Annotated in this window: 13 protein-coding genes; 8 read left to right on the top strand and 5 right to left on the bottom strand. The window is 44.4% G+C overall.

Annotation, left to right across the window (positions count from 1 at the left end; genetic code table 11):
• Positions 1-1,084 precede the first annotated feature (1,084 nt).
• The gene (locus OQJ86_RS03260) at positions 1,085-1,849 is read right to left on the bottom strand and encodes a TatD family hydrolase (protein ID WP_265986284.1); all 765 of its coding nucleotides are present in this window, start codon (positions 1,847-1,849) and stop codon (positions 1,085-1,087) included.
• A gap of 186 nt (positions 1,850-2,035) precedes the next feature.
• On the opposite strand from OQJ86_RS03260, the gene hemB reads away from it, so the two are divergent.
• The 3 genes from hemB to polA all read left to right on the top strand — a co-directional run bounded on the left by hemB (position 2,036) and on the right by polA (position 7,056).
• The gene (hemB, locus tag OQJ86_RS03255; RefSeq protein ID WP_045409241.1) at positions 2,036-3,097 is read left to right on the top strand and encodes a porphobilinogen synthase; all 1,062 of its coding nucleotides are present in this window, start codon (positions 2,036-2,038) and stop codon (positions 3,095-3,097) included.
• Between the two features lie 125 nt (positions 3,098-3,222).
• Positions 3,223-3,657 (top strand): GNAT family N-acetyltransferase, encoded by a 435-nt coding sequence (locus tag OQJ86_RS03250; RefSeq protein WP_038870010.1) that lies wholly within the window; start codon positions 3,223-3,225, stop codon positions 3,655-3,657.
• Positions 3,658-4,263: 606 nt separating this feature from the next.
• Positions 4,264-7,056, top strand: a complete 2,793-nt coding sequence (gene polA, locus OQJ86_RS03245) for a DNA polymerase I (protein WP_038870012.1) — start codon at positions 4,264-4,266, stop codon at positions 7,054-7,056.
• Positions 7,057-7,821: 765 nt separating this feature from the next.
• Here polA and yihA read toward each other — a convergent pair.
• Positions 7,822-8,484, bottom strand: a complete 663-nt coding sequence (gene yihA, locus OQJ86_RS03240) for a ribosome biogenesis GTP-binding protein YihA/YsxC (RefSeq protein WP_038870014.1) — start codon at positions 8,482-8,484, stop codon at positions 7,822-7,824.
• 159 nt (positions 8,485-8,643) lie between these two features.
• On the opposite strand from yihA, the gene OQJ86_RS03235 reads away from it, so the two are divergent.
• The 5 genes from OQJ86_RS03235 to hemN all read left to right on the top strand — a co-directional run bounded on the left by OQJ86_RS03235 (position 8,644) and on the right by hemN (position 13,270).
• Positions 8,644-9,261 carry a c-type cytochrome gene (locus OQJ86_RS03235; protein WP_038877007.1) on the top strand — a complete coding sequence of 206 codons (618 nt, stop codon included), beginning with the start codon at positions 8,644-8,646 and terminating at the stop codon, positions 9,259-9,261.
• A 755-nt stretch (positions 9,262-10,016) separates the two neighbouring features.
• Positions 10,017-10,655 (top strand): class I SAM-dependent methyltransferase, encoded by a 639-nt coding sequence (locus OQJ86_RS03230; protein WP_038870124.1) that lies wholly within the window; start codon positions 10,017-10,019, stop codon positions 10,653-10,655.
• A complete protein-coding gene (gene yihI / locus OQJ86_RS03225) occupies positions 10,655-11,197 on the top strand; it encodes a Der GTPase-activating protein YihI (RefSeq protein WP_038870017.1) in 543 nt (180 codons plus the stop codon). The genes OQJ86_RS03230 and yihI overlap by 1 nt, the downstream gene beginning before the upstream one ends.
• Positions 11,198-11,204: 7 nt before the next feature.
• Entirely contained in the window at positions 11,205-11,693 is a 489-nt protein-coding gene (locus OQJ86_RS03220) for a DUF2489 domain-containing protein (protein WP_038870019.1), read from the top strand.
• A 185-nt stretch (positions 11,694-11,878) separates the two neighbouring features.
• Positions 11,879-13,270, top strand: coding sequence for an oxygen-independent coproporphyrinogen III oxidase (hemN, locus tag OQJ86_RS03215; protein WP_104027575.1), 1,392 nt, complete (start codon positions 11,879-11,881; stop codon positions 13,268-13,270).
• Between the two features lie 69 nt (positions 13,271-13,339).
• Here hemN and add read toward each other — a convergent pair whose 3' ends face one another.
• The 3 genes from add to glnG all read right to left on the bottom strand — a co-directional run bounded on the left by add (position 13,340) and on the right by glnG (position 18,558).
• Positions 13,340-14,344, bottom strand: a complete 1,005-nt coding sequence (add, locus tag OQJ86_RS03210) for an adenosine deaminase (RefSeq protein WP_038870023.1) — start codon at positions 14,342-14,344, stop codon at positions 13,340-13,342.
• 151 nt (positions 14,345-14,495) lie between these two features.
• Positions 14,496-17,042 carry an EAL domain-containing protein gene (locus OQJ86_RS03205; RefSeq protein WP_045419401.1) on the bottom strand — a complete coding sequence of 849 codons (2,547 nt, stop codon included), beginning with the start codon at positions 17,040-17,042 and terminating at the stop codon, positions 14,496-14,498.
• A gap of 112 nt (positions 17,043-17,154) precedes the next feature.
• Positions 17,155-18,558 carry a nitrogen regulation protein NR(I) gene (gene glnG / locus OQJ86_RS03200; RefSeq protein ID WP_265986271.1) on the bottom strand — a complete coding sequence of 468 codons (1,404 nt, stop codon included), beginning with the start codon at positions 18,556-18,558 and terminating at the stop codon, positions 17,155-17,157.
• Positions 18,559-18,596 lie beyond the last annotated feature (38 nt).

Below are 18,596 nucleotides of genomic sequence, written 5' to 3'. Positions count from 1 at the left end.
GCTGGTTCCTTTGTGATTGTTCTCTCTTGGTTGAAAGATCTGATCGCAGAACCAGCTTTTAGTTCACTTCTATTTTTTTATCCCGAGTTCAGGTTAGCTAAACTATCTCACTCGCTTGATGTATCCACATCGTGAGCAAACATATACCTCTTTAACTCCCAATAGTTTCTCCCAAAAGTGACGCTGCCGACGTTGCAAGTAACCGCCATGTTTACACATACATATCCCTATTATTATTGTTGTTTATTTGGGGGACTTTATGTGATGTTACTTCCAATGTTAAATGATGCTTCGGTATATGGTTCAATAGGTTATCTACCAAATCAATATGGTCATATTTAACAGAATAAAGTTCTAATCATCGATAATGGAAATATGCCTGACGTTTAAAACGAGTTTAAAGGTTACGAGATGAAGTAACTTTGACTGTGTAACGATTTGTAATTTTTGAAGGTGTGAGGGAGCGGGGAGGCGACCCATAAGAATCGCCTTAGTTGTGGTTTGGGCTGAGCCAATTATCTAAGCTTTAGGACGTAGCCACATTTAGAGCATACGTACACTTCCTTAATGCCTAAAATTTTTTGCATAAAAGTTCTAGGTCGACGTTGTAAGTAAATTCCATGTTCACACATTTTGAGACTTCCATATTCATTTTTATGAGTATGCGTCAGCAAGTATAGGCAGAGAATTTGTTTTTATTTATGAGAAGGTCAGAATAGCGGAGTGCTTCATTTAGCGTATGCGATATTCATTATATTTCTGTGTAAATGTTTTGTTTGTCAGTAATTCAAATAACAAGCTTGAATCACCGCCACATTACTATTTAACTTTAATGATATATCCGCATTTAGTGCACACGTAGAGCTCTTTGATACCCATAAGCTTTTGCAGTAGGGTGCGTTTTTGACGTTTTAAGTAAATACCATGTTGGCAAGTATTCATCGATTGCCCACCTTGTCGAATGTGTGGGCAGTATTTTAAGAAGGGCAGGAGTTACATCTCAATAGCACGTTATTTATACTTTCAAATATAATGCTATGAAATATAAGAGAATGTTTGATTGTAATTTATATAAGTGCAGATCTTAGCCTAAGTTAAACAGCGCTTCTGCGTTTTTAGTCGTTCGGGTGTCGATAGCTTCAAGGCTTTCCCCACGAAGTTCGGCCACGCGCGCCGCCACTAGAGAAGTATAAGCTGGCTCGTTGCGTTTACCACGATGTGGTACTGGTGCAAGGTAAGGACAGTCTGTCTCTAGAATCACCCAATTCATGTCCAGGTGCGGGATAACTTTATCCATGCCGCCGTTTTTAAACGTAGAAACACCACCTAGACCTAAGTGGAACCCTAGCTCATTGATCGCTTGCGCTTCTTCTACGCTGCCACCAAAACAGTGGAATACGCCACGCAAGCGACCGTCTTGTTCTTGACGCAGTAAGGTCAGCGTTTCTTCAATCGAGTCACGTGTGTGGATAACGACAGGCAAATCCATCTCTTTTGCCCAGTTTAACTGAGTCACAAACGCCATTTCTTGTTTCGCGCGGAAGGTTTTATCCCAGTACAGGTCGATACCGATTTCACCCACTGCAATGAAGTTGTGCTTTTCAAACCAACCACGAATGATTTCTAGTGTTTGCTCAACATTGCCATCTACATAACATGGATGCAGACCCATCATTGAGCGACAAACCTCAGGATAAGCCGCCTCGGTTTTTAGCATCGGCTCAATAGATTCAAGATCGATGTTTGGTAGCAGAATTCTATCAATGCCTTGTTCTAAAGCACGTTTCACCACCTCGTCGCGGTCGTTATCAAATTCGCTAGCGTAAATATGAGCGTGAGTATCGATCATGGTTGGTCTCTATGGTTCATCGGTGTATGGAATTAGTGAGAAGTATACTTGAGTGTGAGTGCTGGGTCATTTTCGGTTTTTTTCATGCCGTTTTTCCATATTGCTGCTCGCAAGGTGCATCAAGAGTGATATGATTTTGCCACCAGATGATTTGATCATCGTAACCTTCCAGACAAGGAGAAAGTGGTGTCTGTATCAATTCAAGGTCCATTCCCTGCACGCCGTATGCGTCGTATGCGTAAGCACGATTTTAGTCGTCGTCTGATGGCTGAAAACCAAGTTTCAGTAAACGATCTGATTTACCCAATGTTCATTTTGATGGGCAAAGATCGTCGTGAAAGTGTTGAATCGATGCCGGGTGTAGAACGTTTGTCGATTGATTTAATGCTAGAAGAAGCACAATACCTAGCAAACCTAGGCGTACCAGCAATCGCGCTTTTCCCTGTCGTAAACCAAGACGCTAAAAGCTTATGTGCTGCTGAAGCTTACAACCCTGAAGGTTTAGTTCAGCGCGCAGTACGTGCATTAAAAGAGCACGTGCCTCAAATCGGTGTGATCACAGATGTGGCACTCGACCCGTTCACTACTCACGGCCAAGACGGCATCATCGATGAAGATGGCTACGTGATGAATGATGAGACAACCGAAGTTCTCGTAAAACAAGCGCTTTCTCACGCAGAAGCAGGCGCTGACGTGGTTGCACCATCAGACATGATGGATGGTCGTATCGGCAAAATCCGTGAAGCACTAGAAGAAGCGGGTCACATCCATACTCAAATCATGGCTTACTCTGCGAAATACGCATCAAACTACTACGGTCCATTCCGTGATGCCGTTGGTTCATCAGCGAACCTAAAGGGCGGCAACAAGAAAAACTACCAAATGGACCCTGCGAATACAGATGAAGCGCTACATGAAGTGGCTCTTGATATCAATGAAGGCGCTGACATGGTGATGGTTAAGCCAGGCATGCCTTACCTTGATGTGGTTCGCCGTGTTAAGACTGAGCTTCAAGTTCCAACGTTCGCTTACCAAGTTTCGGGTGAGTACGCGATGCATAAAGCAGCCATCATGAATGGTTGGCTGAAAGAGCGCGAGACAGTGATGGAATCGCTACTTTGCTTCAAACGTGCAGGCGCAGATGGCATCCTGACTTACTTCGCGAAAGATGTAGCAGAGTGGCTAGCGGAAGAAAACGCACAACCTGCAGAGCACCTAGTCAAAGCGCAAGAAGCGACAGACGAGTAATTATCGCTCAATGAGAAAAGCCAGACCGACAATTGTTGTCGGTCTGAATATACCCAAGTAACCTCAAGACGGAATACACACGGCTTGAAGTTACTTGGGTATATTTATTTCTGGAGAGTAAGACAATGACAATGCTGATTCGTGAAGGCACGCTGGAAGAGGCGATCCAAGTGGTAGCTCGTGTTACTGAGTTTGCACATGGTGAGACGGTTGAATCCATGGCTGAGCGCCTAGGAGATAAAAAAAGTTTAATCCTAGTGGCTGAGAAAGCAGGGACGATCCTAGGTTTTAAAATCGGCTACGAGTTAGATGAATATACCTTCTACAGTTGGTTTGGTGGCGTAGCACCAGAAGCGCGCAATGAAGGCGTGGCGCAAATGTTATTAGAAGCGCAAGAGGAATGGGTAGTAGAGCAGGGCTACAAAACTTTAAAAGTGAAATCTCGTAACCAATTTCCTGCCATGCTTCGCTTGTTGCTAAGAAATGAATACATTATTGAAAAGTTTGAAGAAAAACCGAACTTACGTGAGTCTAGAGTGCACTTCATTAAGGCGCTATAAAAAATAAATGAGATTTTTTCTCATTTAGGTGTTGACTGTTAAATGAGAATCATTATTATTAAACCTGTCTTAGGGAATGAGGAAAGTTCACAAGGACGTTGAATTGCTAATTAACCGAGTGTTGAGAAGGTAATGAAACATTTTCCCCAGAACTTGCACTAATTCTTTTTGACACGACATTGCTCACATTGCTTCCAGTGTAATTTATAGCTTCTTGGTTAAGCAGCCATACAAATGGAAATAGCTTTACCACTTCTGCTAGGCGACCCAATTGGGTCGCTTTTTTCTTTTCTGTGATTTCTAATTGACGCCTCTATCGGCAACTTTTCCACATGTCATGATCATTTCAGGATCGTTGATCTTGTCTTTTGTTTTAAAAAAATCAACACTAAAACAATAGTTTATGTTTGTTTTTTTCTGTCTTTATTTCCATGGGATAACCAGTGGATAATTTCTATAAACAGAGTTATCCACAGTGAGAGGTGTTTTTCGTGAATAACATCGGAAAATTTCCGCGAACTTGATCGAGCGAACAAGATAGATTCGGATCAGCAGTCATGGCATTCTAAGCAGATCTATTAAGTACTGATTTGGATACAGACAATTATGGCAAGTATTCCTGAAAATCCGTTGATTCTGATCGACGGTTCTTCTTATCTATATCGCGCTTTTCACGCTTACCCAGGCACGATGAGTAACGGTGAAATTCCAACTAACGCAGTTTACGGTGTGGTGAACATGTTACGCAGCATGATGCGCCAGTTCGCTTCTGATCGTATCGCGGTGGTTTTCGATGCGAAGGGTAAAACCTTCCGTGACGATATGTACCCGGAATACAAAGCAAATCGCCCACCAATGCCGGATGATCTTCGTTGCCAGATTGAACCACTGCACAATGTCATTCGTGCCATGGGTCTGCCTCTAATCTGTATTCCTGGTGTAGAGGCCGATGATGTTATCGGAACTTTGGCTTATCAAGCATCACAACAGGGCATGCCGGTTTTGATCAGTACAGGCGATAAAGACATGGCTCAGCTTGTCGATGATAACGTCACCTTGATCAACACCATGACCAACGTCGTGATGGATCGTGAAGGGGTGATTGAGAAGTTTGGTATTCCACCAGAGCTGATCATCGATTACCTAGCGTTGATGGGCGATAAAGTCGACAACATCCCTGGCGTTCCGGGTGTTGGTGATAAAACTGCAACTGCACTTTTGCAGGGGATCGGCGGTCTAACTAAGCTGTATGAAAACCTCGACGATATCGCTGCACTTGGTTTCCGTGGTTCCAAAACCATGGCGAAGAAGCTTGTGGACAACAAAGACGATGCGATGATGTCTTATGAGTTGGCAACCATCAAGTTGGATGTGGAGCTGGAAGAGACGCCAGAATCATTGCTAAAAGCAGAGCCAAGCACAGATGAGCTGATCAAACTGTACGGTCAGTTGACGTTCAAGTCTTGGTTGAATGAGTTATTAGAAGGCGGCACAGGTGTCGTAGAAGCGGATGAATCAACTGGCGCAGTGCGTGGTGGTTCTGCTTCATCTAAAGCAGATATGGACACCTCAGCAGTAAAAATAGACCGTAGCCAATACGAAACCATCCTGGATGAAGCTTCATTTAATGCTTGGTTAGACAAACTAAAAGCGTCTGAGTTATTTGCGTTTGATACCGAAACCGACAGCCTAGATTACATGGTGGCAAACCTAGTAGGTCTATCATTTGCGACCGATGAAGGCATTGCGGCTTATGTACCAGTGGCCCATGACTATCTAGATGCGCCTCAGCAACTTGATCGTGATTGGGTACTCGAACAGCTTAAGCCAATTCTTGAAGATGAAGCTCAATCGAAAGTTGGTCAAAACTTAAAATACGACGCATCTGTGCTAGCTCGCTACGGCATTGAGATGAAAGGTATCAAGCACGACACTATGTTAGCGTCTTACGTTTACAACAGCGTAGGTGGCAAACACGATATGGACAGCTTGGCACTGCGCTTTCTACAACACAGCTGCATTTCATTCGAGCAAATCGCAGGTAAAGGTAAGAATCAACTGACCTTCAACCAAATCGATCTGGATGAAGCTTCACCATACGCAGCGGAAGATGCGGACGTGACACTTCGTCTACATAACCGTTTGTTTGCCAACATCGAGCAAGATGAGAAGCTAAAAACCGTATACGAAGAAATCGAAATGCCACTTGTACCAGTGCTGTCTCGCATTGAACGCACAGGTGTACTGATTGATGACATGAAGCTTAGTGCGCAGTCGGTAGAGATCGCCGCACGTCTGGATGAGCTTGAGCAGAAAGCCTATGAGATTGCAGAGCAAGAGTTCAACATGAACTCACCGAAGCAGTTGCAAGCACTTCTGTTTGAGAAAATGGGTCTGCCAGTCATCAAGAAGACACCATCAGGGACGCCTTCTACTAATGAAGAAGTGCTGCAAGAACTGGCTCTGGATTACCCACTACCAAAACTGATTTTGGAATACCGTGGTCTGGCTAAGTTAAAATCAACGTACACCGACAAATTACCGAAGATGATTAACCCATCAACGGGCCGTGTGCATACTTCTTACCACCAAGCGGTTACTGCAACGGGACGTCTATCTTCAACCGATCCTAACTTGCAGAACATTCCAATTCGTAACGAAGAAGGTCGTCGTATTCGTCAGGCATTTATTGCACCGACGGGATATAAGATCTTGGCAGTCGACTACTCTCAAATTGAATTGCGTATTATGGCGCACCTGTCAGGTGACCAAGCGCTGCTTGATGCGTTCCGTGATGGTAAAGATATCCATGCAGCAACGGCGGCAGAAATCATGGGTGTTTCTATCGACCAAGTCTCAAGTGAACAGCGTCGTCGTGCAAAAGCGGTTAACTTTGGTTTGATTTACGGCATGAGCGCATTTGGCTTAGCAAAACAGCTCGGTATTCCGCGTGGTGAAGCGCAGGCTTACATGGACAAGTACTTCGAACGTTACCCTGGTGTAATGCAGTACATGGAAGACACGCGTAGTACTGCTTCTGCACAAGGTTACGTAGAGACGATTTTTGGTCGCCGTCTGCACCTTCCTGAAATTCAATCTCGTAACGGTATGCGTCGTAAAGCTGCTGAGCGTGCCGCGATTAACGCGCCGATGCAGGGTACCGCTGCGGATATCATCAAGAAAGCGATGTTATTAGTGGATGAGTGGATTCAGCAAGAAGGTAATGGTCGAGTGAAACTTCTCATGCAAGTGCACGATGAATTGGTTTTTGAAGTTGAAGAGTCTTCTTTGTCCGAAATTGAAAATAAAGTACAGAATTTGATGGAATCTGCAGCAGAACTGAAAGTGCCTCTAGTGGCAGAAGCAGGTCACGGTGATAACTGGGACCAAGCACACTAGTCAATTTTAAATCAATTTTACTAATTAAACATGAGCCAGCGCACAAACGCTGGCTTTTTTGTGCTAATAAAAAAGCAATTCAATTGTGAGAATTATTGTTGCTTAATAAAACTTTCATGAAAAAAAATTACAAAAATTCTTTGCAAATCTGACCAATTGTTGTACATTATCTCTCGTAGGGTACAGAGGTAAGATGTTCTATCTTTCAGACCTTTTGTTTCACGTTATTGGATTAGGCTGATTCAGCCGCCCCAGTCAGTTTTTGACTGGGGCGTTTTTTATTGGGCGAAAGAAAATTTTTCTTTTTGATCAACAAGTTAAAATAGTCCACAAAAATGAACTTCTTTAGACCTCTCTAAGTTACTGTCAAATCTAGCTTTTTCATTCCAATTTATTGCGTTATTCATGCTGTAAATTTACGCCAGTCACACTATTATTTTTTCTCGAAAGAAACTAAGTTACGTCTTTTTGATGTTCTGCTTAACTTAACTATATGAATAATAGGGCTATTGTGTCGTGTGGGTGAGGGTGTTTGGTTTGAGGTAGAAGATAAGATTGCTTTTTAACCTATTGAAATCGAATCTCAGTTCAGTAATGCTTCGCCTCATAACAATAATTACCAATTTTTCTCTCCCGTTATCCCTGCCAGGAAGGTGGGGATTTTTATTGCCTGAAATTCACCTTTCTTACCCCCTTACCCCCAGATAAGCAAAAGCCCCACCAAAAGGTAGGGCTGTGTCGAAAAAATTTAACAAATTTTGTTAATTATTCTTCGTTGCTCTCTTGAGCGTCATCTTGTTCGTCTTCTTCAAGAAGGTGTGCGATTGCCGGTGCAAACCAAACGTCCAGTTTGGCACGAAGCTGATCAACTCCCAGACCTTTCAATGAAGAGAACACATCAACCGATACATCGCCACCAAACGTCTCTGCTTGTTTGCGAATTTTCAGTAGTACCTGTTTACGAGCGCCGCTTTTTAGCTTGTCAGCTTTAGTCAGCAGTACTTGCACAGGGATGCGGCTGTCGATTGCCCAGAAAATCATTTGCTGGTCGAGATCTTTCATTGGGTGACGAATGTCCATTAGAACCACGAGACCTTTTAGACACTCACGTTTCTGTAGGTATTCACCTAATGACTTTTGCCATTTGTTCTTCATCTCAACCGGTACTTGAGCGAAGCCGTATCCTGGCAAATCGACGATATGACAACCTTCTTGTACTTTGAAAAGGTTGATCAATTGAGTACGACCTGGGGTCTTTGATGTCTTCGCTAGACTTTTTTGGTTAGTCAGGCGATTCAGTGCACTCGATTTACCAGCGTTTGAGCGTCCTGCAAACGCAATTTCGACACCTTCGTCCTCCGGTAAGTGACGAATATCGGGTGCGCTGGTGATGAAATGCGTGTTTTGGTAATGAATTTTTACGCTCACTGTTAACTCCATCTCGACTTTGTGTAGTCGATTGATTACTTTTTTGTGAAATTGTGTAAAATAACCGTGCTCGGCATAAGGTCGCCTATTGTACCATGAGTGTACGCGGTATGTTCACATTCCGTGGTACTGGAAGCTTGATAATTATAATGGAATGTCATGAAGAAATTAGCGCTAATTTTGAGTCTTTTAGCCAGTTGCTCAGTATGGGCCCAAGGTAATATTGAAGCTGGTAAAGCAAAATCACAAACCTGTGTCGCCTGTCACGGAGCAGATGGTAACAGTGCACTAGCAATGTACCCGAATCTTGCAGGCCAACACGCTAAGTATCTTGAGAAGCAATTAAAAGATCTAAAACTAGGTATGACTAGTGGTGGTAAACAAGGTCGTTACGATCCTGTAATGAGTGGTATGGCTATGCCACTAAGTGATGAAGACATTGCGGATCTATCTGCTTACTATGCCTCTTTACCTATTGCAGAGAGCTCAACCCCTGAAAATGTGGTCGAGCAAGGTAAGGTACTTTACACCGCTGGTGATGCAGAGCGTGGTCTAACCGCATGTATCGCGTGTCACGGTCCTCGTGGTAACGGCACTGAGCTTTCAGGTTTCCCTAAAATTTCTGGTCAGCAAGCTGACTACATCAAAGCTCAGTTAGAGAAGTTCCGTGATGGTGCTCGTGGTAATGATATGAATGCCATGATGCGTGACATCGCAAAGAAAATGACAGACGAAGACATCGAAGTTCTGTCGAAATACGTTGGCGGTCTGCACTAAGTCCCTACACCGCGTTCGAGCAAAGTTATACAGGAATGCCCCAACTATTGGTTGGGGCATTTTTGTTTGTGGCTTTGTGTGATCTCGATCTTATTCAATGTTAAACATAAAAGTGATAGATAGCTTGAAGCCTTGTGAGACATTTGCCATACGTGATCGATGCGATTTCTCTCAATAACTTTTAAGTTATTGATAAAACGGGTTATTTATTTATGGCAAAAAATTAGTGTCATTAATTGCTTTTGGTGACTTGTTGGTTTTTACGAAACCCGTAAAGTAGACGTGTTCACAAGGAGTGAACCTCAGGAATTTAGACCATGGATATAAGGTCTCCAAGGACGCAAGCGAAGGACGTTTGGTAGTCGGAAAAGGGACTTAGATAGGCAAGGAGCCTATCAGATATGGATGGTCATCTAGTCTAACGGTTAAGACAGCGAAACGGATCAGGCTTCAGGAAGTAGCTCAGTAAACAGGAAGTGAAAGGATAGCCAAAACTCATCAGGAAGATGAAGAACAACACTTTTTGGCAGGGAAAGCTTGAAAAACAAAAGGATTCTTGGTGCACCAGATGTGTGCAACACAGTTTCGCCACTTATTGGTGGCATTCAGAAAGCGACAGTCTCACTGTCGCTTTTTTTATATTCATTTTTGCCAATCAAAGTTTTTTAACAAAAACTGCTGAAAAAGTATCCAGCAACACTCCAATCTGTGTCCACTTTCTGGTATGTTTCGCATCCCTGTTTGAGGAAGTCAGCATGCATACCTGTCCTTTATGCCAGAATCAGCGCACTCACCACTTTTTTGAAGATAAGCGACGCGAGTATCTTCAGTGTGAACAGTGCAGTTTGGTATTCGTCAATCCAGACCAACGTTTGGATGCGAAAACTGAAAAAGCTCACTATGATCTGCATGAGAACAATCCTGAAGATATGGGATATCGACATTTTTTGTCGCGAATTGCTGACCCAATCGCAGAGCGAATTTTACCACAATCGAACGGAATCGACTTTGGTTGTGGTCCAGGCCCTACGCTTTCATTAATGTTAGAAGAAGCGGGGCACAACATGGCGTTGTATGATCTTTACTATCACCCTAATACATCGGTGTTAGAAAAGCAGTATGACTTCATGACAGCAACAGAGGTGATCGAACACCTCTACCACCCCGATGTGGTGTGGAAGCAATGGTTGAATTTAGTTAAGCCAGGTGGCTGGATAGGCCTGATGACGAAAATGGTCATCGATGTAGAAGCCTTTCAATCATGGCATTATAAGAACGATCCTACTCACGTGGTGTTCTTTAGCCGTGAAACGTTCCAGTTCCTAGCTGAGCGGGATAAGCTCGAACTCGAATTTATTGGTAATGATGTAATTTTACTGAGGAAAGCCCAGTAATGAGCCGTAGTAAAAAATCTAGAAAGCCAGGTGCAGCAGGCGCACCTGAGTTTGTTGTCACTCGTAACCGCACAGAATCTGACGTTGAAGGCCGTCTACGCAAGCGCGCTAAAAAGCGTAAAGGCTTGAAGACAGGTAACCGTAACTCAGAAGTGAATGAACAGAAGAAGCAATCTGCTGCCCAAAATCGTGATCCACGTTTAGGTAGTAAGAAGAAAATTCCTCTGATCGTTGAGCCAGCGAAGAAGATGACAAAACAAGAGCGTCGCCTATCGGCTGAGCAAGAGCTAGAGATGCTAGAAAACGATGCGCAATTGAACGTGTTGTTGGATCGCATTGAAGCGGGTGAGAACCTAGGCACAGGTCTACAGAAGTTCGTAGATGAGAAGCTAGATCGCATCGAAAAACTGATGGACCAACTTGGTCTACTTGAGCCGGAAGAAGAGGAAGACTTCACCGCTCCTGCTGCTAAAGGTACTCGCAACGACGATGACCTACTAGCGGATTTCGATGACATCAACTTCGACGACTACAAAGGATAAGTAATTCATGAACGTAACCTTATTAGCGATTGCGGGTGCTGTGATCATTATCGCGCTGGCTTCATATGCAGGTTACCTTCTGCTTCAATTGAAAAAGCAAAAGGAATTGCAGCTGAAGCATAAAAAATTGGCGATCGATAAACGTAACGCCAACATTTTTGAGAACGTGCATACTTTGTGTCAGGCTGGCATTCAAGGCCAGTGTGATTTATCTGAAATCAGCATTCGTGTATACAACATCATGGACTATGTTCAGGGTGAAGACCGGGTGGATTTTGATAAAACGTACCCAGCGATTTCTGAGCTTTACCATATTGTGAAAGATATGGCGCGTGGTGAAGACCGACAGCAACTTGCGAAGAAAGAGCGTATGCAACAAAACTTGGATCGCCATAAAGCAGAGCAGCGCTTGACGGATACGATCGTAGAAGAACTCAAAGTGTTGCAAAAAAACGTCCAGCCACTGAATAACCAAATCAATATTCAGATGATCTAGTTTGTATCCCCAATGGTTTCCTTATTGCTATTGGGGGTATCGTGATCACGCTAGCACTTCTTTGGTTTTATACTTAAAAAGCCACCTGCGGTTACCGTTGTTGCCTTTGTCATATGGCAAAATAACGACCTCTGAATATTGGGTAACGATTTTCGTTGCCCTCGCATTTAACGGAAAGTACCACCATGTCGAATCAACATACTGAATCGAAGCAGCAAATTGTCTGGGATCAAGCGGTATTGGATAAGTACAACTATTCCGGTCCTCGCTATACGTCGTACCCAACGGCGCTGGAGTTTCATGAAGCATTTACCATTTCAGACTACGATATGGCATGCACTCAATACCCAGATCGTCCGTTATCTTTGTACGTTCATATTCCGTTTTGCCACAAGCTTTGCTACTACTGCGGCTGTAACAAGGTCATTACTCGTCATTCGCACAAAGCAGACGAATACCTAGACGTACTGGAGCATGAAATTCGTCAACGCGCATCGTTGCTTGGTGAACGTACAGTCACTCAACTGCACTTTGGTGGTGGTACACCAACTTTCTTGTCTGAAAAACAAATCACTCGTGTGATGGATTTATTGCGCCAAGAATTTATCTTTAATGCGGACGCTGAAATCAGTATTGAGGTGGACCCGCGTGAAATCGAACTAACCATGCTGGATCATCTGCGCAGTGAAGGTTTCAATCGTCTGAGCATTGGTGTTCAGGATTTCAATAAAGAAGTTCAGCAGCTTGTGAATCGCGAGCAAGATGAAGAATTTATCTTTGCGATGGTCGCACGCGCCAAAGAGCTTGGCTTTCGTTCAACGAACCTTGATCTAATTTACGGCTTACCGAAGCAAACGAAGGTGTCCTTTGCTAAAACACTTGAGCAAGTGTTAGAAATGCAGCCGGGTCGTTTATCTGTGTTTAACTACGCGCATATGCCTCAGCTATTTGCTGCGCAGCGTAAGATTAAAGACGAGGATTTGCCGAAAGCTGAAGAGAAGATGGCGATTCTGCAAGACACGATCGCGACACTTACGGGAGCTGGCTACCAATTCATCGGTATGGACCACTTTGCGATGCCAGATGATGAGCTTGCCATCGCCCAGCGTGAAGGTATTTTGCACCGCAACTTCCAAGGCTACACCACGCAAGGTGAGTGTGATTTGGTCGGCTTTGGTGTTTCTGCGATTTCCATGATTGGTGATGCGTACGCGCAAAACCAAAAAGAGTTGAAGAAGTACTATGCTCAAGTGAATGACTTGCGTCATGCACTCTGGAAAGGGGTTTCTTTAGACTCAGATGATTTGCTACGCCGTGAGGTGATTAAGCAGCTTATCTGTAACTTTAAACTGGATAAGAAAGCGATTGAGTCTGAGTTTGCAGTGAAGTTCGAACAGTACTTCAAAGAAGATCTACAGCTTCTACAAACTTTCGTTGATGACAAGTTGGTAGAAGTGGATGAGCGTGAAATTCAGGTGACACTTCGTGGTCGCTTATTGATTCGTAATATCTGTATGTGCTTCGACAAGTACCTACGAGCGAAAGCGCGTCAGCAGCAATTCTCTCGCGTTATCTAAGCTCTCAATAGATTTCGGATATAAAAAAATGCCAGCAAATGCTGGCATTTTTTATGTCCTTCGCGGCAATTAAACGCGATCTTTCACTTTTTCTTTCAGTTCAGTTTTTTCTGCATCTGATAGGAACGCGATGTCTAGACCGTTGATTTGCGCTTGGCGAATTTGCTCTTTAGTCAGACCTGCTGCTGGTGCTGCCACTTCGTATTCGTATGGCAGTTCAATACCTTCAACTGCTGGGTCGTCCGTGTTCAGACACGCCAGCACACCGTGCTCTAGGAATTGCTTAAGCGGGTGGTTAGCTAGCGATTCAACCGTACTCGTTTGGAAATTTGACGTCAGGCAAGATTCAATACCAATGCGGTTTTCTGCTAGGTAATCCATTAGCTTAGGATCGTGAATCGCTTTTACACCATGACCGATACGAGTTGCACCTAACTCTTGAATTGCTTGCCACATGCTTTCTGCACCCGCCGCTTCACCCGCGTGAACAGTAACACTTAGGCCTGCATCACGGACTTGCTTGAAGTGAGAGACAAAACGGTCACCTGGTTGGCCAAGCTCATCACCTGCTAGGTCCACGGCTACGATGTGATCTTTTTGGCTCAGGATACCATCCAGCTCTTGCTGACAAGCATCAGTACCAAATGTACGGCTCATAATGCCAATCAGGTTCGCCTTGACACCGAAATCACGCATACCCGCTTGCACACCATCAACGACTGCTTCCACAACGCCTGCCACTGGCAGTTTGTGTTTCATCGCCATGTAGTATGGTGAGAAGCGAAGTTCAGTGTAGTCGATTTGTGCGTTTAGAGCGTCTTCTACGTTTTCATAAGCGACACGACGACATGCGTCTAGATCGCCTAATACTGCCACACCCCAGTCAAGCTTAGAAAGGAAGGCTACAAGAGATGGCTCAGCTTCAACAATTTGAACGTGTGGAGTAAGAGACTCAATATCATAAGCTGGTAGCGCAATACCAAACTGCTGACCAAGCTCAAGAATAGTCTTAGTGCGAATGTTACCGTCAAGGTGACGGTGCAAATCAGTCAGGGGAAGATTCTTAGTTATCATTATGTCGATCCGGGTTGTATGTTGTGAACAGGAACTCAGCCCAAACATTATCGATGACAATACATGGGGAAGATTTGCAGTTAAGTATAAATAACAGTTAGGTAGATTGTCAGTAGATGATGACTAGGAAATCAACGATTTCAGCTCTTTTCTACTTCATGTTAACCAAATGTGTTGGCCAGTCTTCCAGCGGTAATGGGCGGCTATAGTAAAAACCTTGTACTTGGTTACAACCTAATGCGCTAAGCAGCTTTGCCTGCGTGGCTGTCTCTACGCCTTCTGCAACGACATTGGTTTTCATGCCTTTGGTGATGTTCACTATCGCGGCAACAACAGAGCTGTCGAGGTCTTCTTCAGTGAGTCGGTTGATAAAGGTGCGATCTATCTTCAAGCATGTAAATGGTAGCGCATGAAGGTACGCTAAAGATGAGTAACCAGTACCAAAATCATCAATGGCAATCCCTAATCCCATTTGACGCAGTTTGATCAGGTTATCCAATGTTGTTGGTGCACTATCAATGATACGAGACTCAGTAATTTCTAATGTGACATTATTGGCTGGCAATTGAGTCGTTTTCAGGACGCTGCTGACGGTGTCGACAAAGTCAGGACAAGAGAGTTGGTTTACTGAGACATTCACATGCAATTGGAAGTTCTCAGGCCACTGTTTTTTGTCGATGGCTTTACGTGTGTCACGGCATGCTTGGAAGAGTATTTGTTGCCCTATTGCTTTGATCATGCTGCTTTCTTCTGCGATTGGGATGAAATCTAATGGAGAAACCATTCCTGATTCACTGTGCCAACGAGCTAAAGCTTCTGCGCCACAAATGTTGCCGCTTGCCAGATCGACGATAGGTTGATAGTAGGGCACGAATTCACGATTATCGATGCCCGTCTGAATCTTGGCCTGCATTTGAGTGCGGAACTTTGAGGCGCTGGCCATTTCTGGGCTGTAGTGACAAACGCTAGCTAGCGAATCTTGCTTCGCATAGCTTAAGGCGATGCTTGCGTTGCGTAGCCACAGTGACATCGATTGCTCTGATTTTGTTCTGACTACCCCTATCGAAACCTTGATTACTACTGTTTCACCATCGAGTATGAAAGGCGCAGCAAGCAATTGCTGTAAGCGTCTTTCCATTAAACGAATATCACCGTCGCTGTGCATGTTTGGCATAAAGACCGCAAACTCATCACCACCAATACGAGCTAGCGTCGCTTCTTCTTTCAACTGTTGCTTAAGGCGCTCAGCAACATGGATCAGGAGCTGATCACCATTGTGATGGCCGACACTGTCGTTGATATCCCTAAATTTGTTGATCCCAATGAGATATAAACTGCCTTGCTCTGCATGTGAGTTGTTTTCACTGACTTCAATGAGTCCTTGGCGGCTGTAGAGGCGGGTTAATGAGTCGAATTCGAGCTGCTCTCGCAACGCTTTGAATGACGCTTTTAGATTACTGGCCATTTCATTAAAGGCTTGTACAAGGATGGTGGTTTCGTAGACATAGCCAGGGCGAGGCATCGTACTGTCCCAATCCCCTTTAGCCAGATGCTGCGCTGCTGTTGCGGTAGCATTGATAGGACGAGTGACGCGATTGAAGATCAGTAGACTGACAACGATGCCAAATAGACTCACTAAAAAGCCAACCATCCAGCTCCTTTGTTGGCTCTTGGGCAAGGTGCCGAGTAATTCACTCTCAGAGATGGAGGTGCCGATAAACCAAGTTAAGCCATTGCTGTCATGATAAGGCGTGATACGACTAAAAGTGCGCTGACCATTAAAGTCGAATTCGAACGTATAGGGTTTATCAGTGTAATTCAACACCTGTCCGCTAACTCGAGCAGCACTCATTTTTATGATTGGGTCGGCACTCTCTGATGCAAGCAAACGCTGGCCCTTATCGGAGAACTTAGTACCCCATGAAATCACACTGCCTTGTCCTGAGTGAGCAACTAAACGATGCTGTTGGTCCATGATATAGACGGAAGCATTGGTCTCTTGCTTTAACTCTTGTAAGAACTGATTGAAAGTGTTGATGCGTATATCTGTGACCAAGACGCCAGCAAATGTACCCATTTCGTAAACCGGTGTCATCGCAGAAAGAGTGATGTCTTGACGCTCATCAGCATTGGCATAAATCGATGACCAATGGGCTTTATGGTCTTGTGCTACGGGTTGATACCAAGGGCGAGTTCTTGGGTCATAAGGGGCGATGATAGTACGAATATCATCACTGACTTCTTCACTACCATAAATCACCAAACTGCCTTTGGTTCGGTAGTCTTGCACCATCAGGGTATATGCATCGGCTGACTCGCGGCGAAAACCGGTAAAGTCACCCGTTTCTGAGCCAAAAGCGATCACATCAAGTTGCGGTATCGAGTGGTACAGATCTTTAAATGCGCTGAGCAAATAGGATTGAATGTCTTTCGTGTCATTCGGGTGGTAAAGGTTGTGATAACTGACGTTGTGGCCGAGTGCAGCGACGGCGGTAAAAGGTTTGCGTAAGTAATCATTCAAATGGTCGTGAACACTTTCTGTGAGTACAGAAAGTTGTTTATCACTGATGTCGGTAACAACTTCTTCGTAGCTCTGCTTTTGGACGTAAACAATCACACCGATAGCCAGCAAAAAAATCATCACAAAGGGGATGAGAACAGCAGTACGTAGTGTAATTTGAGTCGTCGCGTTAGACATTGCCTAGTCACAAAAGGGATGGTGTGCCGTAATTGTACTGACATTTAGGTTATCAAGCGAGATGAAAAATTTGCGCTTGATAACCATGCTCTAACGTCGTGACCGCTCGAAATCAGTACAGCTCTTTTAACTTTCTGGTTAAGGTATTGCGTCCCCAACCTAGTACTTTAGCGGCATCTTGCTTGTGACCTTTAGTATGTTCTAACGCAGCTTCCAATAAAATGCGTTCAAATTCTGGTAAAGCGAAGGAAAGTAGTTCTTTATCCCCAGCTTCTAACGCATGGCGTGCCCAGTCCGCTAATTGTTTTTGCCAACTGCCACTGCTTGTCTCGGTGATGATTTTTTTCTCTTCCAATAATTCTGCTGGCAGATCGCTTGGTAGCACTTCACTACCACTTGCCATTACGGTTAACCAACGACAAATGTTTTCTAATTGGCGCACGTTACCCGGCCAATCAAGACGATTAAGAATGTCGACAGAAGAAGGGTGCAAGGCTTTGGTTTCGACACCGAGCTCATCAGCCGCACGAACCAAGAAGTGTTGCGTTAACTTTTCGATGTCTTGTTTACGCTCTCTTAGCGCGGGGATTTGAACTCGAATAACGTTCAAGCGGTGGAATAAATCCTCACGGAAATCGCCTTCGTGGACCAATTTTTCTAGGTTTTGGTGGGTAGCGGCGACAATACGAACGTCGACTTGAATGGGTGAGTGGCCACCCACTCGATAAAACTGACCGTCGGCTAAAACACGTAATAAGCGAGTTTGAATATCTAATGGCATATCACCAATTTCATCCAAAAACAGCGTACCACCATTGGCTTGCTCAAAGCGACCTTGGCGAACACTGTTTGCGCCAGTAAATGCGCCTTTTTCATGGCCGAACAATTCCGACTCAATTAAGTCTTTTGGAATCGCGGCCATATTGAGAGCAATAAAAGGTTTGTTGGCGCGCGGACTATGGCGGTGCAGAGCATGAGCTACCAGTTCTTTACCTGTACCTGATTCGCCGTTGATCAAAACGGAAATGGAAGAGCGAGATAGGCGACCGATGGCGCGAAACACTTCCTGCATCGCCGGTGCTTCACCGATGATTTCTGGTGTGTCGGTTGGAATCTCTTCTGGGAGTAATTGCTCACGTTTGTTTTCTTGGCTGTGGGCTATTGCACGTTCAACCAGAGTGAGGGTTTCATCAATATCAAATGGTTTTGGCAGATATTCGAATGCGCCTTTTTGGTAAGCATTTACAGCGGCGTCTAAATCCGAATGTGCCGTCATGATGATGACAGGTAGATCAGGATAGTCATGCTGAACTTGCTTTAGTAGCTCTAGTCCGTCGATACCCGGCATACGGATATCCGAAACCAACACGTCTGGTACTTCGCGCTCTAGCGCCATCAGTACACTTTCCCCGTCCGCGTAGGTTTCGCATTTAATGTTGGCTGATGAGAGTGTTTTCTCCATCACCCAGCGAATCGAACTGTCGTCATCGACGACCCAAACATATCCTTTACTCATGTATAAATCCTTGCAGCGAAAGCCTAAAAACTGACGAA

Origin of the sequence: Vibrio sp. Sgm 5 (assembly GCF_026241575.1) — a bacterium.
Taxonomy (GTDB): Bacteria; Pseudomonadota; Gammaproteobacteria; order Enterobacterales; family Vibrionaceae; genus Vibrio; species Vibrio jasicida.
The sequence above is the reverse complement of the archived record's forward strand: the minus strand, read 5'-3'. Positions and strand labels throughout refer to the sequence as shown.